The organism is Salmonella sp. 32020114201800008SM, assembly GCF_017572025.1.
Classification (GTDB): Bacteria; Pseudomonadota; Gammaproteobacteria; order Enterobacterales; family Enterobacteriaceae; genus Salmonella; species Salmonella enterica.
The window spans coordinates 24,697-50,419 of sequence record NZ_JAGEQM010000006.1; the positions used below are offsets into that span (position 1 = coordinate 24,697).

22 protein-coding genes are annotated in these 25,723 nt (G+C 53.3%); 14 read left to right on the forward strand and 8 right to left on the reverse strand.

What is annotated here, in order from left to right; genetic code table 11:
* Positions 1-10 precede the first annotated feature (10 nt).
* Genes recO through acpS form a run of 3 tightly spaced genes read left to right on the forward strand, consistent with a single transcriptional unit; the run spans position 11 to position 1,862 of the window.
* Positions 11-739: a DNA repair protein RecO gene (recO, locus tag J4613_RS16205; protein WP_000399380.1), complete on the forward strand. Its 729-nt coding sequence runs from the start codon at positions 11-13 to the stop codon at positions 737-739.
* Positions 740-750: 11 nt separating this feature from the next.
* Positions 751-1,482 carry a pyridoxine 5'-phosphate synthase gene (pdxJ, locus tag J4613_RS16210; protein WP_000818964.1) on the forward strand — a complete coding sequence of 244 codons (732 nt, stop codon included), beginning with the start codon at positions 751-753 and terminating at the stop codon, positions 1,480-1,482.
* A complete protein-coding gene (gene acpS, locus J4613_RS16215; protein WP_000986043.1) occupies positions 1,482-1,862 on the forward strand; it encodes a holo-ACP synthase in 381 nt (126 codons plus the stop codon). The genes pdxJ and acpS overlap by 1 nt, the downstream gene beginning before the upstream one ends.
* A gap of 111 nt (positions 1,863-1,973) precedes the next feature.
* Here acpS and J4613_RS16220 read toward each other — a convergent pair whose 3' ends face one another.
* Together J4613_RS16220 and J4613_RS16225 are read right to left on the reverse strand one after the other, a co-directional pair.
* Positions 1,974-2,234, reverse strand: coding sequence for a YfhL family 4Fe-4S dicluster ferredoxin (locus J4613_RS16220; RefSeq protein ID WP_001196291.1), 261 nt, complete (start codon positions 2,232-2,234; stop codon positions 1,974-1,976).
* Positions 2,235-2,271: 37 nt separating this feature from the next.
* Positions 2,272-3,198, reverse strand: coding sequence for a LysR family transcriptional regulator (locus tag J4613_RS16225; protein ID WP_001022463.1), 927 nt, complete (start codon positions 3,196-3,198; stop codon positions 2,272-2,274).
* A gap of 115 nt (positions 3,199-3,313) precedes the next feature.
* On the opposite strand from J4613_RS16225, the gene J4613_RS16230 reads away from it, so the two are divergent.
* Positions 3,314-4,510, forward strand: a complete 1,197-nt coding sequence (locus J4613_RS16230; protein WP_001276364.1) for an OFA family MFS transporter — start codon at positions 3,314-3,316, stop codon at positions 4,508-4,510.
* 21 nt (positions 4,511-4,531) lie between these two features.
* Complete coding sequence (locus tag J4613_RS16235; protein ID WP_000684036.1) at positions 4,532-5,449, forward strand: oxidoreductase; 918 nt, start codon at positions 4,532-4,534, stop codon at positions 5,447-5,449.
* 38 nt (positions 5,450-5,487) lie between these two features.
* Here J4613_RS16235 and J4613_RS16240 read toward each other — a convergent pair whose 3' ends face one another.
* Positions 5,488-6,336, reverse strand: a complete 849-nt coding sequence (locus J4613_RS16240; RefSeq protein WP_000995703.1) for a MurR/RpiR family transcriptional regulator — start codon at positions 6,334-6,336, stop codon at positions 5,488-5,490.
* A 115-nt stretch (positions 6,337-6,451) separates the two neighbouring features.
* Between J4613_RS16240 and murQ the strand changes: the two genes are divergently transcribed.
* The 4 genes from murQ to tadA are packed head-to-tail and all read left to right on the forward strand — an operon-like array spanning position 6,452 to position 9,932.
* A complete protein-coding gene (gene murQ / locus J4613_RS16245; protein ID WP_061582385.1) occupies positions 6,452-7,345 on the forward strand; it encodes an N-acetylmuramic acid 6-phosphate etherase in 894 nt (297 codons plus the stop codon).
* A 10-nt stretch (positions 7,346-7,355) separates the two neighbouring features.
* Positions 7,356-8,717 carry a PTS transporter subunit EIIC gene (locus J4613_RS16250; RefSeq protein WP_000361663.1) on the forward strand — a complete coding sequence of 454 codons (1,362 nt, stop codon included), beginning with the start codon at positions 7,356-7,358 and terminating at the stop codon, positions 8,715-8,717.
* A gap of 3 nt (positions 8,718-8,720) precedes the next feature.
* The gene (yfhb, locus tag J4613_RS16255; RefSeq protein ID WP_000253558.1) at positions 8,721-9,356 is read left to right on the forward strand and encodes a phosphatidylglycerophosphatase C; all 636 of its coding nucleotides are present in this window, start codon (positions 8,721-8,723) and stop codon (positions 9,354-9,356) included.
* Between the two features lie 24 nt (positions 9,357-9,380).
* The gene (gene tadA / locus J4613_RS16260; RefSeq protein ID WP_001134563.1) at positions 9,381-9,932 is read left to right on the forward strand and encodes a tRNA adenosine(34) deaminase TadA; all 552 of its coding nucleotides are present in this window, start codon (positions 9,381-9,383) and stop codon (positions 9,930-9,932) included.
* Positions 9,933-9,982: 50 nt separating this feature from the next.
* On the opposite strand, the gene mltF is transcribed toward tadA, so the two are convergent.
* Together mltF and J4613_RS16270 are read right to left on the reverse strand one after the other, a co-directional pair.
* A complete protein-coding gene (gene mltF, locus J4613_RS16265) occupies positions 9,983-11,527 on the reverse strand; it encodes a membrane-bound lytic murein transglycosylase MltF (protein WP_001650370.1) in 1,545 nt (514 codons plus the stop codon).
* The gene (locus tag J4613_RS16270) at positions 11,528-11,761 is read right to left on the reverse strand and encodes a hypothetical protein (RefSeq protein WP_078060672.1); all 234 of its coding nucleotides are present in this window, start codon (positions 11,759-11,761) and stop codon (positions 11,528-11,530) included.
* Positions 11,762-11,782: 21 nt separating this feature from the next.
* Between J4613_RS16270 and purL the strand changes: the two genes are divergently transcribed.
* The 5 genes from purL to glnB all read left to right on the forward strand — a co-directional run bounded on the left by purL (position 11,783) and on the right by glnB (position 20,265).
* Complete coding sequence (gene purL / locus J4613_RS16275; RefSeq protein WP_024149324.1) at positions 11,783-15,670, forward strand: phosphoribosylformylglycinamidine synthase; 3,888 nt, start codon at positions 11,783-11,785, stop codon at positions 15,668-15,670.
* A gap of 649 nt (positions 15,671-16,319) precedes the next feature.
* Positions 16,320-17,750, forward strand: a complete 1,431-nt coding sequence (qseE, locus tag J4613_RS16280; protein WP_023245303.1) for a two component system sensor histidine kinase QseE/GlrK — start codon at positions 16,320-16,322, stop codon at positions 17,748-17,750.
* A gap of 1 nt (position 17,751) precedes the next feature.
* Positions 17,752-18,516, forward strand: coding sequence for a two-component system QseEF-associated lipoprotein QseG (qseG, locus tag J4613_RS16285; protein ID WP_111742263.1), 765 nt, complete (start codon positions 17,752-17,754; stop codon positions 18,514-18,516).
* On the forward strand, positions 18,516-19,850 hold the full coding sequence (gene glrR, locus J4613_RS16290) for a two-component system response regulator GlrR (RefSeq protein ID WP_024131115.1): 1,335 nt from the start codon (positions 18,516-18,518) through the stop codon (positions 19,848-19,850). The genes qseG and glrR overlap by 1 nt, the downstream gene beginning before the upstream one ends.
* A gap of 76 nt (positions 19,851-19,926) precedes the next feature.
* Positions 19,927-20,265, forward strand: a complete 339-nt coding sequence (gene glnB / locus J4613_RS16295; protein WP_000717694.1) for a nitrogen regulatory protein P-II — start codon at positions 19,927-19,929, stop codon at positions 20,263-20,265.
* Between the two features lie 48 nt (positions 20,266-20,313).
* Here glnB and dtpD read toward each other — a convergent pair whose 3' ends face one another.
* The 3 genes from dtpD to cadB form a co-directional block, all read right to left on the reverse strand.
* Positions 20,314-21,774: a dipeptide permease DtpD gene (dtpD, locus tag J4613_RS16300; RefSeq protein ID WP_000856793.1), complete on the reverse strand. Its 1,461-nt coding sequence runs from the start codon at positions 21,772-21,774 to the stop codon at positions 20,314-20,316.
* Positions 21,775-21,829: 55 nt separating this feature from the next.
* Positions 21,830-23,974, reverse strand: a complete 2,145-nt coding sequence (cadA, locus tag J4613_RS16305) for a lysine decarboxylase CadA (RefSeq protein ID WP_001100652.1) — start codon at positions 23,972-23,974, stop codon at positions 21,830-21,832.
* An 82-nt stretch (positions 23,975-24,056) separates the two neighbouring features.
* Complete coding sequence (cadB, locus tag J4613_RS16310) at positions 24,057-25,388, reverse strand: cadaverine/lysine antiporter (protein ID WP_000100008.1); 1,332 nt, start codon at positions 25,386-25,388, stop codon at positions 24,057-24,059.
* Positions 25,389-25,723 lie beyond the last annotated feature (335 nt).

The window sequence follows — 25,723 nt, forward strand, 5'->3', positions numbered from 1 at the left end:
TTAACACAGCGTGGAAGGGTGGCAGCGCGCATTTGTCTTGCACAGTCGCCCCTGGAGCGAAACCAGCCTGATGCTGGACGTCTTCACGGAAGAATCGGGGCGCGTGCGCCTTGTCGCCAAAGGCGCGCGATCTAAACGTTCCAATTTGAAAGGCGCGTTACAGCCTTTTACACCGTTATTGTTACGCTACAGCGGACGCGGCGAGGTGAAAACCCTGCGCAGCGCCGAGGCAGTTTCTCTGGCGCTGCCGTTAAGCGGTATTACGCTCTATAGCGGCCTGTATATCAACGAACTCCTCTCTCGCGTACTGGAATATGAAACGCGCTTCTCCGAACTCTTTTTTGATTATCTGAACTGTATTCAGGCGCTGGCGGGAACCACCGGCTCGCCTGAACCGGCGTTGCGACGTTTCGAACTGGCGTTGCTGGGTCATCTGGGGTATGGCGTCAATTTCACCCACTGTGCAGGCAGCGGCGAACGGGTGGATGACACCATGACCTACCGTTACCGCGAAGAAAAAGGCTTTTTCGCCAGCGTCGTCATCGATAACAACACCTTTACCGGACGGCACCTGAAAGCGCTGGAGGCGCGGGAATTTCCGGATGTAGATACCCTGCGTGCCGCTAAACGCTTTACCCGTATGGCATTAAAGCCGTATCTTGGGGGAAAACCGTTAAAAAGCCGGGAGCTGTTCCGGCAATTTATGCCCAAACGCACAGTAAAAACGAAGAAAGATTAACGAGGATTGTCATGGCTGAATTACTGTTAGGCGTCAATATTGACCACATTGCCACGTTACGTAATGCGCGCGGCACCGACTATCCGGATCCGGTACAGGCGGCGTTTATTGCTGAACAGGCAGGCGCGGACGGCATTACCGTACACCTGCGCGAAGATCGTCGCCACATTACCGATCGCGATGTGCGCATTCTGCGTCAGACGCTGCATACGCGTATGAATCTGGAGATGGCGGTGACCGAAGAGATGCTGGCGATCGCCGTAGAAACCAGGCCGCATTTCTGTTGTCTGGTACCGGAAAAACGCCAGGAAGTCACCACCGAAGGCGGCCTGGATGTGGCCGGACAGCGCGATAAAATGCGTGATGCCTGTGCGCGCCTGGCGGCGGCTGGCATCCAGGTTTCGCTCTTTATCGATGCCGATGAAGCGCAAATCAACGCGGCGGCGGAAGTCGGCGCGCCGTTTATCGAAATCCATACCGGCTGCTACGCCAACGCAGAAACCGATGCGGAACAGGCAAAAGAGCTGGCGCGTATTGCCAGCGCCGCGACCCTGGCGGCCCGTCTGGGGCTAAAAGTAAATGCGGGTCATGGCCTGACCTACCATAACGTCAAAGCTATTGCCGCACTGCCGGAAATGCACGAGCTCAATATCGGTCATGCCATTATTGGTCGGGCGGTGATGACGGGGCTGAAAGAGGCGGTGGCTGAAATGAAACGTTTGATGCTGGAAGCGCGCGGCTAATGGCGATTCTCGGCCTGGGAACGGATATTGTAGAGATTGCCCGCATTGAGGCAGTGATCTCCCGTTCCGGCGAACGTCTGGCAAGGCGTGTGCTCAGTGACAACGAGTGGGCTATCTGGGAGACGCATCAGCAGCCGGTGCGTTTTCTCGCCAAGCGTTTTGCGGTCAAAGAGGCGGCAGCGAAAGCTTTTGGCACCGGCATCCGCAACGGTCTGGCGTTTAATCAGTTCGAAGTGTTTAACGATGAGCTGGGAAAACCACGTTTGCGGCTGTGGGGCGAGGCGTTAACGCTGGCGGAAAAACTCGGTGTGGCGCACATGCATGTCACGTTGGCCGATGAACGCCATTACGCCTGCGCTACGGTCATTCTGGAAAGTTAGATTTGCCGGATGGCGGCGTAAACACGTTACCTGACCTACAGGCCGATATATTGTCGGCCTGATAAGCATAGCGCCATCAGGCATTGTTGCGTTGGAAGTGCGTTAACCCGCTTACAGTTTATCTGCGTGATGCATCAGAACAAACTTATCCCACAACTGTTCTTCGGTTTCGACATGGGCGGGATCCTGCAAAATCGTATTGGGGATCGGACAGACTTTCTGACAGGTCGGCGTTTCGTAATGGCCTACACACTCGGTGCATTTGTCGCTGTTAATCTCATAAATGCTGTCGCCCATTGAAATCGCCTCATTCGGGCACTCCGGCTCGCACATATCGCAATTGATACATTTTTTGGTGATTAACAGCGCCATCAGGAAATTCTCAGAAACAACACAAATCGGGCGGGCATTATACGCCTATTTTCTGCTCGGGCCAGCTCTTTTCTGGCGCTGATTTGTTATCTACAGTGTAAAAATTTTTGATCTGCTTGAGCAGGCAGATGGTTGCGTTATCCAGTGAAAGGTCATTACTGTGCACCAGCATGACAGGAATAAAGAATGCGGGGATGCCCAGTGAAACCAGGCGAACATTTTTGGGTGTCGATAAATGGGTTAGCGAGCGGGTAATAAATGCGATGCCAATCTGCGCTTCGGCATACTCAAGGCATGAGTAGTGGTTATCCAGTTCGCAGATGACGTTAGGAACGACTTTGCGGTTATTAAATTCTGTGGTGATGATCCCTCTTAATAGCAGAGAGTCATTAAGCACGATAATGGGCTGGTCGTTTAAATCTTTTAGATGCAGACGTTCGCGTGTCGCCAGAGGATGAGAAAGTGGGATTGCAGCGATAATTTCATCTTCAAACAGCATGGTCGAGCTTAGCTGGGCAGGGAGCGCTGTTCGATAAACAATGCCAATATCAACGGCGCTATCCGTCAGCTTTTTAATGGTTTGCTCAGTTGAGAACTCTTTAACATTTAAAGATATTTCCGGATGGTGCGCCATAAAGTTGCGAAAAGCGGGCAGGACCAGGTAGCTGCCTGACACCCCGATTGAAATAGTATCGCGCTGTTGATCCTGATAGGGAAGAAGTTCATTTTCGGCATTTTTTAAATCCAGCATTATTTTGTTAGCGTGTCGTTGCAAAATAATGCCTGCTTTTGTTAATTTAATTCCTCTACCTTTTCGCTTAAATAATATTGTTTTAAGTGATGACTCAAGTTGTTTGATTTGCTGACTTAATGATGGCTGAGTGATAAACAGGCGACTGGCTGCCCGACCATAATGTAATTCATCACACAATATCAGGAAGGAATGTAGTTGTTTGATATTCATTAAAATTTAATGCCAATCGATTGGGTTTTGTTATAACGATTATAAAAAATACCAAATTGTTTGCCTATTTTGCTTTTTTTAAACTGTGATCAGTGCATTTTAAAAAGGGAAAATTATGTCGGCATCAATCAACCGCTGGGGAATGCTTGCCGCTCACGTGTGCATCAATTTTGTGCTCGGGGGCGTCTACGCATTTAGCTATTTCAAAACACCACTCATGGCGCAATATCACTGGGATCCGGCTACGCTGGCGTTAGCATTCTCTATCAACATGGGGATCATTCCTTTACCGATGATTTGGGGCGGGAGAATGATCGACAATGGTAAAGGAAAGCAGGCGATAGTTATCGGTGGTATCCTGTTTTCTTTAGGTTTTATCTTGTCCGGGTTTGTGGATAATTTGCCCATGCTGTTTTTAACCTACGGCGTCATTGCCGGGTTGGGATCGGGCCTGGCTTTTACGGGTAATCTTAATAATATTCTGAAATTTTTCCCTGACCGTCGCGGTCTTGCCAGCGGTATCGTACTGGCGGGTGTTGGCGTCGGGACGCTACTTTGCACCCGCCTGGCCGAATATTTTATGGCGCAAACTCACGATGTTAGTCGGGCGTTGTTATATCTGGGTATTGTTTATCTGGTGGTTATTTTTATCGTCCAGTTCTTTATTCGTAGCGCGCCAGCAAAAGATAGTGGAGGAATTAAAGCGTCGCCACTGGATAAAGACTATCGGCACATGCTGAAAGATCTGCGCTTCTGGCTGCTGTTTATGATTCTGGCGCTGGGCGTGTTCTCTGGGATGGTAATTAGCTCAAGCTCTGCGCAAATTGGTATGACGCAGTACGGTTTACTGTCCGGTGCATTAGTCGTTAGCCTGGTCTCGATATTTAACTCAATTGGTCGCCTGTTCTGGGGAGGGTTAACCGATAAATTAGGCGGCTATAATACACTGGTTATTGTTTACCTCTTTACTTGCTTGTGTATGCTGCTGTTATTTTTCTTCAATGGCAATACTTCGGTATTTTATTTCAGCGCTCTGGGCGTGGGCTTTGCTTATGCCGGTATATTAGTTATCTTCCCTGGCTTGACCAGCCAGAATTTTGGTATGCGTAACCAGGGACTAAACTACGGCTTTATGTATTTTGGTTTTGCCGTCGGTGCGGTTATTGCTCCTTACGTCACGTCCGCTATTGCAAAATATACCGGAAGCTACAATACAGTATTTATTTTGACAACGGTGCTATTGCTTATTGGAGTCGTGTTGACCCTGATAACGAAAAAATATGTCGCAACGGTTTTAGCCAAAATTCATTAATCAGATAATAAGGAAATAAAAATGAAAATTGCAATCGCAGGTGCAGGCGCTATGGGATGTCGTTTTGGCTATATGCTGCTGGAGGCCGGGCACGACGTGACGCTTATCGATAGCTGGCAGGAGCATGTCGACGCTATTCGTAGCAAGGGGTTGTTTGTCGAAACGGAAACGACTCAGAAGTATTACCCCATCCCTGCTATGTTGGCTGATGAATCCCAGGGGGAGTTTGAGCTGGTTATTCTGTTTACCAAAGCCATGCAGTTGGATAGCATGTTACAGCGTATTAAGCCATTACTGCCAGCCGCGAAAGTGGTGATGATTTTATCTAACGGCTTGGGAAATATCGAAACGCTGGAGAAATATGTCGATCGGCAGAAAATCTATGCGGGTGTGACGTTATGGTCCAGCGAACTGGAGGGGGCTGGGCATATTATGGCCACCGGTACCGGAACGATTGAACTGCAGCCGATTGCCAGCCAGGATTCGGCTCAAGAGGCTAAGGTCATTGCCACCCTTAATAGCGCGGGATTGAATGCTGAAATAAGCCCTGACGTATTATTATCGATCTGGAAGAAAGCAGCCTTTAATAGCGTAATGAACACCTATTGCGCGCTACTGGATTGTAATGTCGGCGGATTTGGTCAGCGGCCTGGTGCTTTAGATTTAGCGCAAGCGGTAGTTGATGAGTTTGTATTGGTTGCTGCCAGCCAGAATATTCCGTTGACTGAGCAAATGGTGATGAATACGGTGAAGAAAGTGTTCGATCCGCGTGAGAGCGGCCACCACTATCCTTCTATGCATCAGGATTTACATAAAGGCCGACTGACTGAAATCGACTATTTAAATGGTGCGATTGCGCGAATCGGCGCTCAGAACAATATTGCTGTACCGGTTAACACACTCCTGACGCAATTGATTCACGCTAAAGAAGCGCAATAAACTTGATGGCTCTTCTGCATGAGGCGGAAGAGCCATTTTCAAACCAGTTTTTTTACCAGCGCCTCGCTATGGCGAATACGCTCCGGCGCCCGCTCTAAATCCTGTTGTACCAGCGCCATAAACAGTAAGTCGGTCAACATCATTTGCGCATGTGTCGAAGAGATAGCGGCGCTGCGCGTCGCCTGCTCTTCAGCAATCGTATACAGACAGCGGGTGGCGCGCTGCTGCAAGGCGTTGGGAGAAAAACCGGTAATGGCCAGGATTTTCGCGCCTGCGCGTAATGTTTCGTCCGCCGCCAGGTTCAGCTCGCGCCGCTCCCCGGAATAAGAGATCGCCAGCAGCAGATCCTCCGGCGCCAGCGCCTGCACCGTCGCCAGCAGGGCGTGCATATCGCGCTCAACCACCGCGTTAATGCCAATCTTCAGTAGCTTCCAGGCAAAATTTTGCGCCACCAGCCCAGAGGCGCCAATCCCGGTGATCACAATACGGCGGGCGTGGCGCAGCATCGTGACGCTTTCTAACAGCTTTTCTTCACTGTTAACGTCCAGCGTGGCGTGCATCGCCGCCACATTCTCTTTAATTAATTTTTCCCCGACCAGGCGCATCGGATCGTCGCCGCGAATCTGGTTATGAACGGGAACGGAATGCGGATTAGGATTGCTGGCCAACGCTTCGCTGAGAGCCAGTTTCAATGCAGGAAACCCTTTAAACCCCAGTTTTTGCGCGAATTTGACTACGCTGGATTGGCTGACGCCCGCTTCGGCCGCCAGTTGCTGCGAGCTCAGATGTCGCGCCGTATCCGGTTGCGCGAGCAGATAATCCGCCAGTTTCCTGTCGCTTTGCGCGAGATCCGGATAACGCTGGCGAATACGAATCAAACAGTTCATGGGCAGCTCCTGCGAAACGTGATGGCGACGACAAAACGAAATTTCACTCGCCTGGGGGAATATTCTATTCCATCATGGACGCTTATTATGAATTAAAAATTCCAGAGGGACAAAAATGAATCTTGGTACCTTAGTGTCTGAAACCCGTAACCCGCAAACGATGGATCTGGATGCGTTGCCTACTTCTGAATTAGTTAAGCGTTTTAATGAACAGGATACGCTGGTAGCGGAAGCAGTAAAAGCCACTCTGCCTGACGTTGCGCGTGCGGTGGATGCCGCGGCGGCGGCGCTGAAGTCTGGCGGACGTATCATCTATATGGGCGCGGGCACCAGTGGTCGGCTTGGCGTACTGGATGCCTCAGAATGCCCTCCGACGTTTGGCGTTCCGCACGGTCTGGTCGTCGGGCTGATTGCCGGTGGGCCGGGCGCGTTGCTGAAAGCGGTCGAAGGCGCGGAAGACAGCCAACAGGCAGGCGAAGACGATCTTGTCGCGCTAAATCTGCAAGAACAGGATCTGGTCGTGGGGCTCGCGGCGTCGGGTCGTACACCCTATGTGATTGGCGGCCTGCGCTATGCGCGACAGTCCGGTTGTACCACTGTTGCCGTCTCCTGTAATCCAGATTCGCCGATTGCGCGGGAGGCTAATATCGCTATTTCGCCCGTTGTCGGGCCGGAAGCGCTTACCGGCTCCACGCGGCTGAAATCCGGCACCGCGCAGAAAATGGTGCTCAATATGATTTCTACCGGCGCGATGGTGAAATTCGGCAAGGTCTATCAAAACCTGATGGTGGATATGAAAGCCACCAACGTCAAACTGGTCGATCGCGCGTGTCGGATGGTCGTTGAAGCGACCGGGATAGGTCGTGAAGAAGCAGAAGCGTTGCTGAAACAGACCGATTTTGAGGTTAAGCCCGCCATTTTGATGGCGCTTACGGGGCTGGATGCTGCAGCCGCCAGGGAAAAACTCGCCGCTCATCAGGGCTTTTTAAGGGCGGCGTTAGAACACTAAAGAGGTGTGTATGGATAAGACGGCAGCGCTCGCCAGCGACATTTTACGTGGTATCGGCGGAGAGCAAAATATTCTGCGCCTGGAAAACTGTATGACGCGAGTCAGGGTGGAGGTACAGGACGACAGCCAACTGGATATTCCGCGCTTAAAAGCGTTGCCTGGCGTCAGTGGATACGTAAAGCAAGGGGAGCAACATCAGCTGATCGTTGGGCCGGGGAAGGCTGCGCAGGTGGTTGATGCGATGCGCGTGCAGATTGCCGCAGGTGGTGTAAAGCCGGACGATGCTATGGCGCGTACCAAATCCGAGGCGAAAGCGAAGTATAAAGCGCCGATGAGCGATGCGTTGCGTAAGCTGGCGAATGTTTTTATACCGCTTATCCCCGCCTTTATCGCATCCGGCTTGATTACCGGCATTATCAACATTCTTAAACGTCCGGATATCGTCGGCGATGTTGCCGTCCACTATCCTAACCTGCTGGGCCTGATGGGGATATTTGGTAGCGCGGTATTCGCTATCATGAACATTCTTGTTGGCGTCAATACCGCGAAAGTCTTTGGCGGATCGCAGGCGTTAGGCGGCGTGATGGCGGGGATCCTTTCCAGCCCGCAACTGGCGCAGATTACGCTCTTTGGCGAGGTGCTTCAGCCGGGACGGGGCGGCGTTATCGCCGTCCTGCTGGTGGTGGCGTTAATGTGCTGGATTGAGCGCCAGTTCCGTAAGCTGCTGCCGGGGTCGCTGGAGTTAATTCTTAACCCTTTATTGACGACTGTTATCACCGGCGCGGTAGCGATTGTCGCTCTGCAACCGCTTGGCGGCTGGATTTCAGACGCTATCGCTCACGGCGCGTCCTGGGCTATCGATCGCGGCGGTTTTCTGGTGGGCGCGGTGTTAGCCGGAACCTTCCTGCCGTTGGTACTGACCGGGCTGCATCAGGGGCTGGTGCCTATTCATGTGGAGCTGGTGCAAGCGCACGGCTATAACGCGCTGTTTCCCATCCTGGCGATGGCGGGCGTTGGTCAGATAGGCGCGGCCATTGCCGTACTGATGAAAACCCGCAATGCGCGGCTCAAAAAGGTGATTAAAGGCGCGCTTCCGGTCGGACTGCTGGGGATTGGCGAGCCGCTGATTTTTGGCGTCACGCTGCCATTGGGTAAGCCATTTATTGGCGCTTGCCTCGGCGGCGCGGTAGGCGGGGCGTTGATCAGCTACTGGAAAGTGGCGACGGTAATTACCTTTGGTATTTCCGGTTTGCCGCTGGCATTAACAATTGTTGCCGGAAAAGTCCTGTTCTATCTGTTAGGCTATTTAATAGCGGTAATTGCCGGGTTTATTTTTACCTGGCTGCTGGGGTTCAATGATCCAGAGGAGTAAGGTTTGGTCAGCCACGAGCGTCGTGTCGTCTTTTTTGATTTGGATGGAACGTTACATCAACAGGATATGTTCGGCAGTTTTCTGCGTTATTTGCTGCGCCGTCAGCCGCTAAATGCGCTGCTCGTACTGCCGTTGTTGCCCATTATCGGTATCGGTTTACTGGTAAAAGGGCGTGCGGCCCGCTGGCCGATGAGTCTGTTGTTGTGGGGCTGTACTTTTGGCCATAGCGAAACGCGTTTGCAGGCGCATCAGGCGGATTTTGTCCGTTGGTTTCGCGCTAACGTCACGGCGTTTCCGGTTGTACAGGAGCGTCTGACCACCTATCTATTGAGCTCTGACGCGGATATCTGGCTTATTACCGGTTCTCCGCAATCCTTGGTAGAGCAAGTCTATTTTGATACGCCGTGGCTGCCGCGCGTTAACCTCATCGCCAGCCAGATGGCGCGACGGTATGGCGGCTGGGTATTAACCGTGCGCTGTCTGGGCCATGAAAAAGTCGCGCAACTGGAACGTAAAATCGGTACGCCGCTGCGTCTTTATAGCGGCTACAGCGACAGCAAACAGGATAACCCGCTGCTTTATTTTTGCCAGCATCGCTGGCGGGTGACGCCGCACGGCGAGTTGCAGCAGCTCGAATAGTGAAACGCATAGCGTCTGTGTATAATGCCGCCCGCTTTCATTACCGGAGTTACCTCTTTGTCTGATGTCGAATTAGATCACGAATACTGGATGCGCCACGCGCTGACGCTGGCGAAACGCGCCTGGGACGAACGCGAGGTCCCGGTTGGCGCGGTATTGGTGCATAACCATCGCGTCATTGGCGAAGGCTGGAATCGACCCATTGGCCGCCACGATCCTACTGCGCACGCTGAAATAATGGCGCTGCGTCAGGGGGGGCTGGTATTGCAGAATTACCGGTTACTGGATACCACGCTGTATGTCACGCTGGAACCCTGTGTGATGTGTGCAGGCGCTATGGTGCATAGCCGCATTGGACGCGTTGTCTTTGGCGCGCGCGATGCAAAAACCGGCGCGGCCGGATCGCTAATTGACGTGCTGCACCATCCGGGAATGAATCACCGGGTCGACATTATTGAAGGGGTGCTGCGCGATGAATGTGCGACGCTGCTCAGTGATTTTTTCCGTATGCGTCGTCAGGAAATTAAAGCCCTGAAGAAAGCCGACCGTGCGGAAGGCGCGGGGCCGGCAGTATAGCGCAATGCCGGATAAGACGTTGCGCGTCGCCATCCGATAAGACCATCGCGCTATTTTTCTTCTTTCTTCTGCGGCGTAAACAGTAAAGACGGCGAATGCGTCAGGTAGCCTGATGACTGCGATAAAAACGACAGGAGGGGGAAGGGCGCTTTATTCAGCTCCTCCGGCGACACCGCCGGGTAATCCTGCGCCAGTTTCATGGCTTCCGCTTCCTGCTTTTCTTTTTCCTGCAAATACCCCACTAAACTTATCTGGTATTTACGGATATTTTCCACATAAGCATAAGCCTCATGTCCACGCGCGTAACCGTAGGTTAGCTTACTGTAATACGGTTTTTGGCTTAACAGAGGCAAACGCTGCTTCACATCGGTCCAGCTATCCGGATTGCCTTTGGTTTTTACCGTCAGCGATCTGGCATCGAGCATGTGCGCATAACCCATATTGTAGGCGGCTAAGGCAAACCAGATACGCTCGTCTTCCGGAACGGTTTCGGGAACTTTAGCCATCATATCTTCAAGATAGCGAGCGCCGCCGCTGATGCTTTGCTCCGCATCGGTACGGTCGGTCAGCCCCAGACTTTGGGCGGTATTTTTAGTCAGCATCATCAGGCCGCGCACGCCGGTTGGCGAGGTCGCCAGCGGGTCCCAGTGTGATTCCTGATAAGAAATCGCCGCCAGCAGGCGCCAGTCTATCTCTTTGGCATATTTTTTAAATAACGGCTCCAGCTCCGGCAGGACGTTATCCACCGCTCGCAGGAAAGAGCGGGTATCAACGTAGTCGAAATCATCGCCATGCCCCAGATATTTCTCTTCGATCCGCGCCAACGACCCGTCTTCATTGATCGAATTGAAAAAATCGAGCAGCGCGGCGGAGAGCGTATTATCGTCGTCCAGTCGGCTAAACCAGGTCACGGGCTGTTCATCCGTGACATCCAGCGCCACGGCCAGCTCGGGATGAACGCGCTGAAACAGACTGATCGCCACTGAATCGGCAATGGTGTAATCCAGTTTGCCGCTGATGACCTCTTCCAGCAGCGTCGTCGAGCCTTTTTTATCATCCACTTTCCAGCTCAGGTCGGGAAACTTTGTCTCTTTTAAACGCTGTAAGTCATTGACTACGACGTGCCCTGGCGCAATGGTAAGCTGATTCTCGTTAACGGTCGCCAGCGAACGTGGGCGATATTGTCCGACCCGGTAGACGAGCTGTTGCGAAACCGAGTAATACATGGGACCGGGCTGATAGTTTTTAACGCGTGCGCTGTCGTAGACCAGCCCAGCCGCGAGCAGGTCGGCATTGCCGTTATCCAGATCGTCAAACAACTGGCTGATATTCTGGCGCACCGTCACTTTCAGCTTCACGCCGAGATAGTTGGCGAACTGCTGCGCCAGTTCATAGTCCAGACCATATTTTTTACCGTTGATAACGGAATAGGTTAATGGCGAGTCGATCGTACTGACGCGCAGTATCCCCCGGGCTTGAATCGCGGCGATATGGTTTTCGGTTTTACCGAACCAGGGGATTGAGGGCCAAAGGGCTGCTGCCAGCAGCAGCGTCAATATGCCGATGAACAGATAATTAATCTTTAATTTTTTCAATTAGTTAATTCTCTGGATCGTGCGTTGCCTCAGGCTGAAAATGATGTTTTGCTGCAATAGATAAGTCATTAATGAGCGGCATTTTGCGTAACAATGCGCCAGTTGGCAACTTATTCGCAACGATAGCCGCACCGTATGACAAGAAAAAGCGGTGATTTTATTTCTACGCAAACGGTTTCGTCGGCGCGTCAGATTCTTTATAATGACGGCCGTTTCCCCCCTTGCGCACACCAAAGCTTAGAAGACGAGAGACTTATGATGGAAATTCTGCGTGGTTCGCCTGCACTGTCTGCATTCCGTATCAATAAACTGCTGGCGCGCTTTCAGGCTGCCAACCTCCAGGTCCACAATATATACGCTGAGTATGTCCATTTTGCTGACCTGAACGCCCCGTTAAATGATAGCGAGCAGGCGCAGCTTACCCGTCTGCTGCAATACGGCCCGGCGCTTAGCAGCCATACGCCGGCGGGTAAACTCCTGTTGGTCACACCGCGTCCTGGTACCATCTCCCCCTGGTCTTCAAAAGCAACGGATATCGCCCACAACTGCGGCCTGCAACAGGTTGATCGTCTGGAGCGCGGCGTAGCGTACTATATCGAGGCTTCGACGTTGACGGCGGAACAGTGGCGACAAGTGGCCGCAGAGCTGCACGACCGTATGATGGAGACGGTGTTCTCTTCTTTAACCGATGCGGAAAAACTGTTTATCCACCATCAGCCTGCGCCGGTTTCCAGTGTCGATCTGCTGGGAGAAGGCCGTCAGGCGTTAATTGACGCCAACCTGCGTCTTGGTCTGGCGCTGGCGGAAGATGAAATCGACTATTTGCAGGAGGCGTTTACCAAACTGGGGCGCAACCCGAACGATATCGAACTGTACATGTTCGCCCAGGCGAACTCCGAGCACTGCCGCCACAAGATTTTTAACGCCGACTGGATTATCGACGGTAAACCGCAGCCGAAGTCGCTGTTTAAAATGATTAAAAACACCTTCGAAACCACGCCGGACTATGTGCTCTCTGCCTATAAAGACAATGCCGCGGTGATGGAAGGATCTGCGGTGGGGCGCTACTTCGCCGATCACAATACTGGCCGTTACGATTTTCATCAGGAGCCCGCGCACATTCTGATGAAGGTCGAAACGCATAACCACCCAACCGCTATCTCTCCGTGGCCGGGGGCGGCGACCGGTTCCGGCGGCGAAATTCGTGATGAAGGCGCCACCGGGCGTGGCGCGAAACCAAAAGCCGGGCTGGTGGGCTTCTCCGTTTCCAACCTGCGTATTCCGGGCTTTGAACAGCCGTGGGAAGAGGATTTTGGCAAGCCGGAACGTATTGTCACCGCGCTGGATATCATGACCGAAGGTCCGCTGGGCGGCGCGGCGTTTAACAACGAATTTGGTCGCCCGGCGCTGACCGGCTACTTCCGTACTTATGAAGAGAAAGTGAACAGCCACAATGGCGAAGAGCTGCGCGGCTATCACAAGCCGATCATGCTGGCGGGCGGGATCGGTAATATCCGCGCCGATCACGTGCAGAAAGGCGAGATCGTCGTCGGCGCGAAGCTGATCGTCCTTGGCGGCCCGGCGATGAATATCGGCCTCGGCGGCGGCGCGGCATCGTCAATGGCTTCCGGCCAGTCTGATGCGGATCTCGATTTTGCCTCTGTTCAGCGCGACAACCCGGAAATGGAACGCCGCTGCCAGGAAGTGATCGACCGCTGCTGGCAGTTGGGCGACGCTAACCCAATCCTGTTTATCCATGATGTGGGCGCGGGCGGTCTCTCCAATGCGATGCCGGAGCTGGTGAGCGACGGCGGGCGCGGCGGGAAATTCGAACTGCGCGACATTCTTAGCGACGAGCCGGGCATGAGCCCGCTGGAAATCTGGTGTAACGAATCCCAGGAGCGCTACGTACTGGCGGTCGCGGCTGACCAGTTGCCGCTGTTCGATGAACTGTGTAAGCGCGAACGTGCGCCGTATGCGGTCATTGGCGATGCTACCGAAGAACAGCATCTTTCGTTGCATGATAACCATTTCGACAATCAGCCGATCGACCTGCCGCTGGATGTCCTGCTGGGCAAAACACCGAAAATGACCCGCGATGTGCAAACATTGAAGGCGAAAGGCGATGCGCTGAACCGCGCGGATATCACGATTGCCGACGCGGTAAATCGTGTTCTGCATCTGCCGACCGTGGCGGAAAAAACCTTCCTTGTCACTATTGGCGACCGTACCGTCACCGGTATGGTGGCGCGTGACCAGATGGTTGGCCCGTGGCAGATCCCGGTAGCTGACTGCGCGGTCACTACCGCCAGCCTCGACAGCTACTACGGCGAAGCGATGTCGATTGGCGAGCGCGCGCCGGTGGCGCTGCTGGACTTTGCCGCCTCCGCCCGTCTGGCCGTCGGTGAGGCGTTGACTAACATTGCCGCGACGCAGATTGGCGATATCAAGCGCATTAAGCTTTCCGCTAACTGGATGGCGGCAGCCGGTCATCCTGGCGAAGATGCCGGTTTGTATGACGCGGTTAAAGCGGTGGGAGAGGAACTCTGTCCGCAGCTTGGCCTGACGATTCCGGTGGGCAAAGATTCGATGTCGATGAAAACCCGCTGGCAGGAAGGCAACGAACAGCGCGAAATGACCTCGCCGCTGTCGCTGGTGATTTCCGCGTTTGCCCGCGTGGAAGATGTGCGTCACACCCTTACGCCGCAGCTGTCAACGGAAGATAACGCCTTGTTGCTGATCGATCTTGGCAAGGGCCACAACGCGCTGGGCGCAACGGCGCTGGCGCAGGTCTATCGTCAGCTTGGCGACAAACCCGCGGACGTGCGTGACGTCGCGCAACTGAAAGGCTTCTATGACGCCATGCAGGCGCTGGTCGCTGCGCGTAAATTACTGGCCTGGCACGACCGTTCCGACGGCGGTCTGCTGGTGACGCTGGCCGAGATGGCCTTTGCCGGCCACTGCGGCGTGCAGGTCGATATCGCCGCGCTGGGCGATGACCATCTGGCCGCACTGTTCAACGAGGAGCTGGGCGGCGTGATTCAGGTACGCGCTGAAGACAGAGACGCGGTCGAAACGCTGTTGGCGCAGTACGGCCTTGCTGACTGCGTCCACTACCTTGGTCAGGCCCTGGCTGGCGATCGCTTTGTGATTACCGCTAATGACCAGACGGTATTCAGCGAAAGCCGCACTACGCTGCGTGTCTGGTGGGCGGAAACCACCTGGCAGATGCAGCGTCTGCGCGACAATCCGCAATGTGCCGACCAGGAACACGAGGCGAAAGCGAATGATGCCGATCCGGGCCTCAACGTGAAGCTGTCGTTTGATATTAATGAAGATATCGCCGCGCCGTACATTGCGACAGGCGCACGACCGAAAGTCGCTGTACTGCGCGAGCAGGGGGTGAACTCTCATGTGGAGATGGCGGCGGCGTTCCATCGTGCGGGCTTTGACGCGATTGACGTCCATATGAGCGACCTGCTGGGCGGTCGTATCGGTCTGGGCAACTTCCATGCGCTGGTGGCTTGCGGCGGCTTTTCCTACGGCGACGTGCTGGGGGCGGGCGAAGGCTGGGCGAAATCCATTCTGTTTAACCATCGGGTGCGCGACGAATTCGAAACCTTCTTCCATCGTCCGCAGACGCTGGCGCTGGGCGTGTGCAACGGTTGCCAGATGATGTCGAATCTGCGCGAGCTGATCCCGGGCAGCGAACTGTGGCCGCGTTTTGTACGTAACCATTCTGACCGCTTCGAAGCCCGCTTCAGCCTGGTAGAAGTGACGCAAAGCCCATCGCTGCTGCTGCAAGGAATGGTAGGCTCACAGATGCCGATTGCGGTTTCCCATGGGGAAGGGCGCGTTGAGGTGCGTGACGATGCGCATCTTGCCGCGCTTGAGAGCAAAGGCCTGGTCGCCCTGCGCTACGTTGATAACTTTGGTAAGGTGACCGAAACCTATCCGGCTAACCCGAACGGTTCGCCGAACGGCATCACGGCGGTGACGACCGAAAACGGTCGGGTGACGATTATGATGCCGCATCCGGAGCGCGTATTCCGCACCGTCGCCAACTCCTGGCACCCGGAAAACTGGGGCGAGGATAGCCCGTGGATGCGTATCTTCCGTAATGCGCGTAAGCAGCTTGGTTAATTAGCCCGATAGCCATTAAGCCCCTCTTCACGAGGGGCTTTTTTGTAGACGGCGCTTATCAGGCCCACGGGGAAGCGTGGTTGTAGCTACCGTCTTGAATGTCAAGCGGTAGGCCGGATAAGGCGTTTACGCCGCCATCCGGCAATAAACTAGTGCTTATGCCGCAAGATTAAAGTGTCGGGAAATCCCGACATGAGTGGGGGATAGGTTGTCGCCAAAAAGAGACATTTAACTATTTGATTTTAAATTGTTTTATTTTTAGGTGTTGCAGGTGTTGCTGATTGGCGACAGAAAGGGCAAAAAACAGACAGAGCCATTTTTAGCATGAATAACGATATTTTTCATATCTATCATTGTGTTAACAAAGTCTTTTGAATGTTGGCACAATTACTGCATAATGATAACCAGTGGCTCATTCACCTTCTTATGTCAGCCCCTTAGGGACGCGCTACATAAACTTCGAATGACGCACAACAAGGTGCCTGCCGTCCAACTTCTGATAATAGCGTAGCTTTATCAACCTCCGGGCGAAACGTCGAGTTAGGCACCGCCTTATTCCATAACAAAGCCGGGTTTAGCCCGGCTTTGTTGTATCTGGCGCTTCCCTCGGTTAGCATCTTTTTTATTCTTCTTTTATGTGAGCGACACGTTGAAGCGCTGGTCTGTTTTCCCCCGTTCTTTACGACAATTGGTCATGCTGGCCTTTTTGCTGATCCTGCTGCCGTTGCTGGTTCTGGCCTGGCAGGCGTGGCAAAGCCTTAACGCGTTAAGCGATCAGGCTGCGGTGACTAACCGCAGCACGCTTATTGACGCCCGGCGCAGCGAGGCGATGACCAACGTCGCGCTGGAGATGGAGCGAAGCTACCGACAGTATTGTGTGCTTGACGATCCGACGCTGGCAAAAGTGTATCAAAGCCAGCGTAAGCGCTATAGCGATATGCTGGACGCCCATGCCGGCGTCTTGCCGGATGATAAGTTGTATCAGGCGTTACGCCAGGATTTAAACGCGCTGGCGCAATTGCAGTGTAAAGATAGCGGCCCGGAAGCGGCAGCGGCCGCGCGTCTGGAGGCCTTTGCCAACGCGAATACGGAAATGGTGCAGGCGACGCGTACCGTGGTTTACTCGCGCGGGCAGCAGTTACAACAAGAAATCGCCGAGCGCGGACAATTTTTCGGCTGGCAGGCGCTGGTGCTATTTCTGGTGAGCCTGGCGATGGTGCTACTTTTTACCCGCATGATTATCGGGCCGGTGAAAGGAATTGAACGGATGATTAATCGCCTGGGCGAAGGCCGTTCTTTAGGGAATACCGTCACCTTTACCGGTCCGCGTGAATTACGATCGGTGGGGCAGCGCATTATCTGGCTGAGTGAGCGTCTGGCGTGGCTGGAATCCCAGCGCCATCAGTTTCTACGTCACCTGTCCCATGAGCTGAAAACTCCGCTGGCCAGTATGCGCGAGGGGACAGAGCTGCTGGCCGATCAGGTGGTTGGGCCGCTGACGCCGGAGCAAAAAGAGGTGGTCGATATTCTGGATGGCAGCAGTCGTAATTTACAAAAATTGATTGAGCAATTGCTTGATTACAACCGGAAACTGGTAGACAGTGCCACAGAGCTGGAAGCGGTCGATATCGCGCCGCTTGTGGATATGGTGGTTTCCGCCCACAGTTTGCCTGCCCGCGCTAAAATGATGCATACCGATGTCGACCTGGAGGCCGAACGCTGCATAGCAGAGCCCATGTTGCTGATGAGCGTGCTGGATAATCTCTATTCCAACGCGGTGCACTATGGCGCTGAATCCGGTAACATTTGTATCCGTAGTCGCTCTCAGGGCTCCACGGTTTATATCGATGTGGTTAATAGCGGCGAACCGATTCCGCAAACCGAAAGAGAAATGATTTTTGAGCCTTTTTTCCAGGGAAGCCACCAGCGAAAAGGGGCGGTAAAAGGCAGTGGGTTAGGGCTGAGTATCGCCAGAGATTGTATTCGTCGAATGCAGGGAGAGATCCAACTGGTGGATGACAACGCGCAGGAAGTTTGTTTTCGCATCTCGCTGCCATTGCCTGCATCTGACAAACACTAATATGAATTTAAGCCTGGTGCGTATGTCACACGTTTTCGTCCAAACTATTAAACGATGCCTTTTGCGGTGGGGAATACCGGTGGGCATATCGTGTCTGGCGCTGACCGCATGTGTTCCCCATGCTTCACAGCAACTGCCCGGTAGCGCAGCGCAGGACACGCTCCCCCATTATCAACTGGCGGATTATCTCCCGACGGCGTGCGCGGATATCTGGTCGCTACGCGGGCAGGCGGTGGAGACGAATCCGCTGTACTGGCTACGCACGATTGACTGCGCCGATCGTCTGATGCCGGTTCAGTCGCGCGCAGAGGCGCGCGCGTTGACGGATGATAACTGGCAAAATGCCTTCAGGCGCGGGATTTTACTGGCGGATGCAAAAATTACGCCGCCGGAGCGGCGCGCCATAGTGACCCGTCTGGAGGCGTTAAGCGCGCAAATACCGGCTCAGGTACGGCCCGTCTACCAAATCTGGCATGACGGTCAGGCGCTGCAATTAGCGCTTTCTGCCGAACGTCAGCGTTATAGCAAGCTCCAGCAAACGTCAGATAGTGAGCTGGATGCGCTGCGCCAGCAGCAACAGGCCTTGCAAACGCAGCTCGATCTTACCACCCGTAAGCTGGAGAGTTTAACCGATATTGAGCGCCAGCTTTCGACACGAAAACCGGCAGGGAATTACAACGCCGATACGCCGCATACGAATGACAAACCCGCGACGTCTGAAGAAGGCGCGGCGCCGTCGCCGTCACAAGATGAGGTAACGCCATGATAAGCCGTAAACCGGCGCACCTGCTGCTGGTCGATGACGATCCCGGATTACTGAAATTGCTCGGTATGCGCCTGACCAGTGAAGGATACAGCGTCGTGACCGCAGAGAGCGGCCAGGAAGGACTGCGGGTACTGCATCGGGAAAAAGTGGATCTGGTAATAAGCGACCTGCGCATGGACGAAATGGATGGTATGCAACTGTTCACAGAAATTCAGAAAGTACAGCCAGGAATGCCGGTTATCATTCTGACGGCGCATGGCTCCATTCCGGATGCGGTGGCCGCTACCCAGAAAGGCGTATTCAGCTTTTTGACGAAGCCGATCGACAGAGACGCGTTATATAAAGCGATAGATGAAGCGCTGGAACAGTCCGCTCCCGCGACGGACGATAGCTGGCGCAACGCTATCGTTACCCGTAGCCCGCTGATGCTGCGACTGCTTGAACAGGCGCGCATGGTCGCGCAGTCGGATGTCAGCGTATTGATTAACGGACAAAGCGGCACCGGAAAAGAGATTTTCGCACAGGCGATTCATAATGCCAGCCCGCGCAGTAACAAGCCGTTTGTCGCCATCAACTGCGGCGCGTTACCGGAACAGTTGCTGGAGTCCGAATTATTCGGCCATGCGCGCGGCGCCTTTACCGGCGCAGTGAGCAATCGTGAAGGGTTGTTCCAGGCGGCGGAAGGCGGCACGCTGTTTCTGGATGAAATTGGCGATATGCCCGCGCCGTTACAGGTGAAGCTGCTGCGGGTGTTACAGGAGCGCAAAGTCAGGCCGCTGGGCAGCAATCGCGATATTGATATCGACGTGCGAATTATTTCCGCGACGCACCGCGATCTGCCGAAGGCGATGGCGCGGGGCGAATTTCGTGAAGACTTGTACTACCGGCTGAATGTCGTGAGCCTGAAAATTCCGGCGCTGGCGGAGCGTACCGAGGATATTCCGCTGCTGGCTAATCATCTGCTCAGACAGTCGGCACAGCGGCATAAACCGTTTGTTCGCGCCTTTTCTACTGATGCAATGAAACGGCTGATGACGGCAAGCTGGCCTGGCAACGTGCGTCAACTGGTCAACGTCATTGAACAATGCGTGGCGTTAACCTCTTCGCCGGTGATCAGCGATGCGTTGGTCGAGCAGGCGCTGGAAGGCGAAAACACCGCGCTGCCAACTTTTGCCGAAGCGCGAAACCAATTTGAACTGAACTATCTGCGCAAGTTACTGCAAATTACCAAAGGTAACGTGACGCACGCGGCAAGGATGGCGGGGCGCAACCGCACGGAATTCTATAAGCTACTCTCCCGTCACGAACTGGATGCGAATGATTTCAAAGAGTAGTTTTCATGCCGTAAAGTAGCGCGAAATATGTTACGTTTAACCGATCAAAACACAGGCGACCTTTTCAAGGAATAGCATGAAAAAGATTGATGCGATTATTAAACCCTTCAAGCTGGACGATGTCCGTGAAGCGCTGGCCGAGGTAGGTATTACCGGCATGACGGTCACTGAAGTCAAAGGCTTTGGCCGTCAAAAAGGCCACACCGAGCTGTATCGCGGCGCGGAATATATGGTGGATTTTCTGCCGAAGGTAAAAATTGAAATCGTTGTGCCTGACGACATCGTGGATACCTGTGTTGACACCATCATTCGTACCGCGCAGACGGGGAAAATCGGCGACGGTAAGATCTTTGTCTTTGATGTCGCCCGCGTTATTCGTATCCGTACTGGCGAAGAAGACGACGCGGCTATCTGATGTGCCGATTCGCTGCCCGTCCCCTCCTTGTGGGCAGCGAACCACCGTTTAATCGCCCTGCGGTAGCGCCGATGTAGTCCGGGTGCAAACCCATCTCAGGCCGACAATGGCGACGATCAGCGCCACGCAACTTAGCGTCCACTCGCCCATTTGCGAGAAAAAGTGTCCGTAGGCGGCTACCGCCGTATCACTAATTTGCGATTCCGTGGTTTGTTGCGCGACGACGCCAGCCAGCCAGTTAGCGACCGCGCCGGTCGCCAGCATATAAATACCGGTCAGCACGCCCGTGACGCCAGGCAGGTTGAGGCGGGTAATTTGCGCCATCGCGACCGGATCAATAAACAGCTCTGCAAAGCCCATCAGTGCCAGCCCTGCGATCATCATTCCCATTGATGCCTGCCCGTCTAACCGGGCCTGATGCGCGTTTAGCGCCAGCAGCATAAAACCGCCGCCCATTAATACCAGCCCCACGGCAAATTTAAGCCAGACGCGCAGCACCGAGCGGGCGCTCTCTTTCGGGCTGCTCAGCCACGCCAGCACCACGCCCGCCGCCATCACCGCAATCGCATTGACCGACTGGAACAATGCGGTGGGGACGGTCATATTCAGCCAGTGGCGGTTGACAAAACGGTCGATGAATAAACTGATCGAACTTCCGCCCTGCTGCGCCAGAACCCAGAAGAGAGTGCCGGTGATCATTAACAGAACGATTTGCCACAAGGCGCGACGGTGCTCGGGAAATTTAACCATAATACGGGCGATAAGTTGCGCCGCGAAGACGCAGACAATGGCCAGCACATAGCCAGACCAGTTATTTTCCAGCAGGAGGGTGAAGAATACCGGCGCGATACACAGCATTAATACCAGCCAACCCCAGGTTGGAAGGGCGAATTTAACCGCCCGCAGCGCGGGGCGATTAACCCCACGCGTCTGCTGAAAGTGGCGATGACCGCTTAAAAAGATGAGCAGGCCGATGAACATTCCCACGCCCGCCAGCGCAAAGCCGACATGCCAGCCATACCACTGCGCCGCCAGACCACAGGCGATCGGCGCGGCTATCGATCCAATATTCCCGGCGGCGTAGAGCAGCGAGAATCCCCCGTCGCGGCGGTTGTCATCAGGGGCGTAAAGTTCGCCCAGCAGACAGCTAATATTGGATTTAAACAAGCCGTAGCCGCAGATAATAATGGCCAGCGCCGCATATAAACTCAGCGTTGAATCAGATTCTAAGCCCAATACCACATGACCCAGCGTCATCAATAAGGCGCCGGTGATAACCGCCACGCGGTTGCCAAGCAGGCGGTCGGCAAGCCAGCCGCCAAGAATAGGGGTAACGTAAACTAAAGAGGCGTAGGCGCTGAAGAGGTTGATCGCGTGGCTGTCATTAAAACCAAGCTGGTGGGTAAGATAAAGGATGAGTAAGGCACGCATGCCGTAAAAGCTGAAGTATTCCCAAATTTGAATCGCCACGATGTAAAAAATCGCGCGCGGTTGTGAGGGTGTTTTCATAAAGTCTCCTTGCTGCGTGAAAAAAGGGAAGTGGCAAGCCACTTCCCTTTGGTACTTATTTCGTATTTTCTTTCAGCACCTTAACGGTGTAACGTCCGTCTGCCTGACGATAGGCGCCGTGGATATCGGTTTCGAAGCCCGGATAGTGGGCGCCGATTTCGCACAGCATTTGCAGGAATTCCAGTACCGGACGGCTTTCCTCGGTGATCATTTCACCAGGCATTACCAGCGGCACTCCCGGAGGGTAAGGAAGGATCATATTGGCGTTGACGCGTCCAACCATCTCTTCAAGATACACCTCTTCCGTTTCGCCATGCAGCTCTTTCTGGAACGCAGTATACGGCGTCATCACCATTTTCGGCAGCACTTCAAACGCACGGTACATTAAGTCCGGCAGATTATGATGTTCGACCAGTTTATGAATATTCTGCGCCAGTTCCTGGATGCGCATATTTTCATAAAACTCAGGCGCTTCGCGGTACAGTGCCGGCAGAATGTTTTTGACGCGCAGGTTCAGGTCAAAGGCGCGTTTAAATTCAGTGAGCGCGCGCAGCAGGCTCAGAGCTTTGGTTTTGTCGATACCAATGCTGAACAGGAACAGCAGGTTGTATGGACCGGTTTTTTCTACGATGATGCCACGTTCATCGAGATATTTGGCGACCAGACTTGCCGGAATACCGAACTCATCCATCGTACCGTCTTTCTTCATCCCCGGCGTCAGGATAGTGACTTTGATCGGGTCGAGGTACATGTGTTCGTTATCGATATTTTTGAAGCCATGCCATGCGCTATCTGAACGCAGCGGCCAGCACTCAGCTCCATCGATATGTTCCGGCTGCCATACGTCAAAGAACCAGCCGTCAGATTCGCTTTTCAGGCGTTTAATTTCTTTACGGAATTTAATCGCACGTTCAATAGAGCCGTTAATCAGGCGTTTACCCGCATTACCTTTCATCATCGCCGCTGCGGTTTCAGTAGACGCTACGATACCGTAGTGCGGAGAAGTGGTGGTATGCATCATGTAGGCTTCGTTAAAGGTTTCTTCGTTAATGTCGCCTTTAACATGAATCATGGATGCCTGTGAAAACGCCGCCAGCAGTTTATGCGTGGACTGGGTTTCATAAATGATTTTGCCTTCTACACGGTCGCCGCTCATACCGCATTTACCCTGATAAATAGGGGAGAAATTGGTATAAGGCACCCAGGCGGAGTCAAAATGAATGGACTTCACATCCAGAGTTTTCTTGATGTAGTCAGTGTTATACAACAGACCGTCATAGGTTGAGTTAGTAATAACAGCGTGGACCGGCCAGGTTGCGTTAGGCGTCTCTTTTACCCGTTTAGCGATAGTGGCGTGCTGGAACTCGCTTTGCGGGATACCGCCAAGAATACCGTAGGCGTTACGGGTTGGGCGGAAATAAATCGGCGTAATGTCGCTCATCATCATCAGATGGGTCAGCGATTTATGGCAGTTACGGTCAATCAGTACCGTGCTGCCTGCCGGCGCGGAGTACATACCGACGATTTTGTTCGCCGTAGAGGTGCCGTTCGTCACCATGTAGCTACGTTCGGCGTTAAAGACGCGGGCGATATACTCTTCCGCTTCTTTATGCGGGCCGGAGTGGTCCAGCAGCGAACCCAGTTCGGAAACGGAAATCGAAATATCGGATTTCATCGTGTTCGGGCCGAAGAAATCATAAAAGATGCTGCCGACGGGGCTTTTCTGGAAAGCGGTCCCGCCCATGTGGCCAGGCGTACAGAAAGTATATTTCCCTTCGCGCACATATTTGAACAACGCTTTTGTCAGCGGCGGCAGAATATTGTCGATGTATTCATCGGTATTCTGGCGAATTTTCGCCGCGATATCGGCTGCGGCGCCTAAAGCATATTCAAAGAAGCGAACCTGCATTCTCAGATCGTTGAGGCTGACGTCCAGCGTAGAGTAGCTGTTGGCGAAGGCGTACAGCGGCATATACTCGTTCAGCTTGCTAATCTCTTCGCAAAGCTCAAGGTTATATTTATCCCAGTCGAAAATGACGCCGCAAAGGCGGGAGTTATTTTCAATCAGCTTCAGCAGGTCTTCTCGGTCGTTTGGATAGACGATACGGAAATTTAAACCTTCCAGTGCACGATGCAGTTCACGAATAGGCTCTTCTTTAAAGTAGACGCCCATGTGGTTCATGATAGCAATAACGTTCATAGTCTTGTTCCTGGTAAAGTGGGCCCCTCCCGCTACGCTATAGCAGGTGACGAAAGGGGCTTTGAGAAAAAGGAATTAGCGGTTAAAGCGCTTCAGCCGTATTGTTGTCGCTGTCGTTGTTCTGGCGCTGGTGCATTTTGCGACCGTAGAACATCAGGATGATCAGACTGACGATAAAGGTGCCGGAGAGTTCGAAGGAGCTGGCGCCCATCAGTGCGATGAAGCAAAATGCGCAGCCCAGTACAGAACAAATCAGGCTTACCGAGTTACGGATGTTGAACCCTTCGAAGCGAATCAGGTCAACACAGGAGTAGAAGTACGGCAGCATGGTAAGCAGTACGGCAATCCCGGTCAGTTCGCCGAACAGGTCGGACGCTTTACCGCCGCTGGAGTTCATGATGGTGATCAGAATCATCAGCGCCGTCATTTTCACCGCAGCCAACAGCAGACCTTTTTTCGGAATACCGTTTTTATCCATTTCACCGTAAATTTTCGGGAAGTTGCCGTCGTTGGCGGCGCGAACCCCAGCCTGGCCGACCAGCATCATCCAGGAGCCCAGAGACGTCAGGCAGGCGAAAGCGGTAAAGGCGGAAACCAGCGGCGCAGCCCAGCCACCCAGAATCGTGGAGGTACTGATAGCGAACGGCGCGCCGGAAGAGGCCATAACGGAAGCTGGGAACATCCCGGCGATAACCTGAGTCGCGGCGATATAGATGATGCCTGCCAGCGCGGTACCCAGCATGGTTGCCAGCGGTACGGTGCGTTTCGGGTTTTTCACCATGCCGGTGCTGACGGCGGCAGACTCAACGCCAACGAACGCCCACAGGCAGAGCAGAATACTTTTAACAATGGCGTGAGAGTCGGTCGTCGTAGACGTGTTCCAGTTCGCGTGATAGGTCGCGATATCGAACCAATGCCAGCCGGCGACTGCGGTCAAGACTACCGGGATCAGCACCAGGAATAGGCCAATCGTTGTCAAGCGGCTGACCCAGGCCCCGCCCAGCATATTAATAAAGGTGAACAGCCAGACGATAGCAATACAGGCAATACCTGCCGGTATTGGATTATTTAATGCCGGGAAGAACGTAGAAAGATAAGAAACAGCGGTAATGCCGATGGCTAAGTTACCAATCCAGTTTGCGTGATAATAAAGAACGCCAGTCTGGAAACCAAACGCCGGAGATATTTCCCCAGCATAAGCGATAGGGCCACCCTGTTGAGGGTTTTTGGTTGCCAGCCTCGCATAAACATAAGCCAGCGACATTGCCCCAATAATAGAAATTACCCAGCCCCAGATGGCAATGCCACCAATACTGGCAAGGTTGGCGGGTAATAATGCAATCCCGCTCCCCATCATATTACCGGCAACGACGCCAGTACAGGCAAATAGCCCGATCTTTTTGACAGAACTCATGTTCATTTCTCCTGAGCTGTATTTTTAAGAACCGGGCTTATGCTTCATATATGCTGCGTGCCCGTTCAACTGTCGACAAGATTAACGAATGGGTTGAGATAAGTCCTAAAGAAAAAGTGAAATAAACACAAACATGAAAAAACTGATAGATTGATTTTTTTTGAATTAACATATAAATATCATGGAAAATATCATGAAAGGATAAACATCGTTTAATTACAAAGAGTTATATTTACATATCTTTGCAATGAATATGTTGCCAAAATTAACATAAGTTATTTTTGGCAACATGTTTTTCACAAAATAAAAGCGAAAAATTTAATATCTTTTCGCTT

Bases quoted from the DNA above. Each gene is read 5' to 3' on its own strand.
- pdxJ (WP_000818964.1), top strand. From the start codon at position 751: ATGGCTGAATTACTGTTAGGCGTCAATATTGACCACATTGCCACGTTA.
- acpS (WP_000986043.1), top strand. From the start codon at position 1,482: ATGGCGATTCTCGGCCTGGGAACGGATATTGTAGAGATTGCCCGCATT.
- J4613_RS16220 (WP_001196291.1), bottom strand. From the start codon at position 2,234: ATGGCGCTGTTAATCACCAAAAAATGTATCAATTGCGATATGTGCGAG.
- J4613_RS16225 (WP_001022463.1), bottom strand. From the start codon at position 3,198: ATGAATATCAAACAACTACATTCCTTCCTGATATTGTGTGATGAATTA.
- J4613_RS16230 (WP_001276364.1), top strand. From the start codon at position 3,314: ATGTCGGCATCAATCAACCGCTGGGGAATGCTTGCCGCTCACGTGTGC.
- J4613_RS16235 (WP_000684036.1), top strand. From the start codon at position 4,532: ATGAAAATTGCAATCGCAGGTGCAGGCGCTATGGGATGTCGTTTTGGC.
- J4613_RS16240 (WP_000995703.1), bottom strand. From the start codon at position 6,336: ATGAACTGTTTGATTCGTATTCGCCAGCGTTATCCGGATCTCGCGCAA.
- murQ (WP_061582385.1), top strand. From the start codon at position 6,452: ATGAATCTTGGTACCTTAGTGTCTGAAACCCGTAACCCGCAAACGATG.
- J4613_RS16250 (WP_000361663.1), top strand. From the start codon at position 7,356: ATGGATAAGACGGCAGCGCTCGCCAGCGACATTTTACGTGGTATCGGC.
- tadA (WP_001134563.1), top strand. From the start codon at position 9,381: ATGCCGCCCGCTTTCATTACCGGAGTTACCTCTTTGTCTGATGTCGAA.
- purL (WP_024149324.1), top strand. From the start codon at position 11,783: ATGATGGAAATTCTGCGTGGTTCGCCTGCACTGTCTGCATTCCGTATC.
- qseG (WP_111742263.1), top strand. From the start codon at position 17,752: ATGAATTTAAGCCTGGTGCGTATGTCACACGTTTTCGTCCAAACTATT.
- glnB (WP_000717694.1), top strand. From the start codon at position 19,927: ATGAAAAAGATTGATGCGATTATTAAACCCTTCAAGCTGGACGATGTC.
- dtpD (WP_000856793.1), bottom strand. From the start codon at position 21,774: ATGAAAACACCCTCACAACCGCGCGCGATTTTTTACATCGTGGCGATT.
- cadA (WP_001100652.1), bottom strand. From the start codon at position 23,974: ATGAACGTTATTGCTATCATGAACCACATGGGCGTCTACTTTAAAGAA.
- cadB (WP_000100008.1), bottom strand. From the start codon at position 25,388: ATGAGTTCTGTCAAAAAGATCGGGCTATTTGCCTGTACTGGCGTCGTT.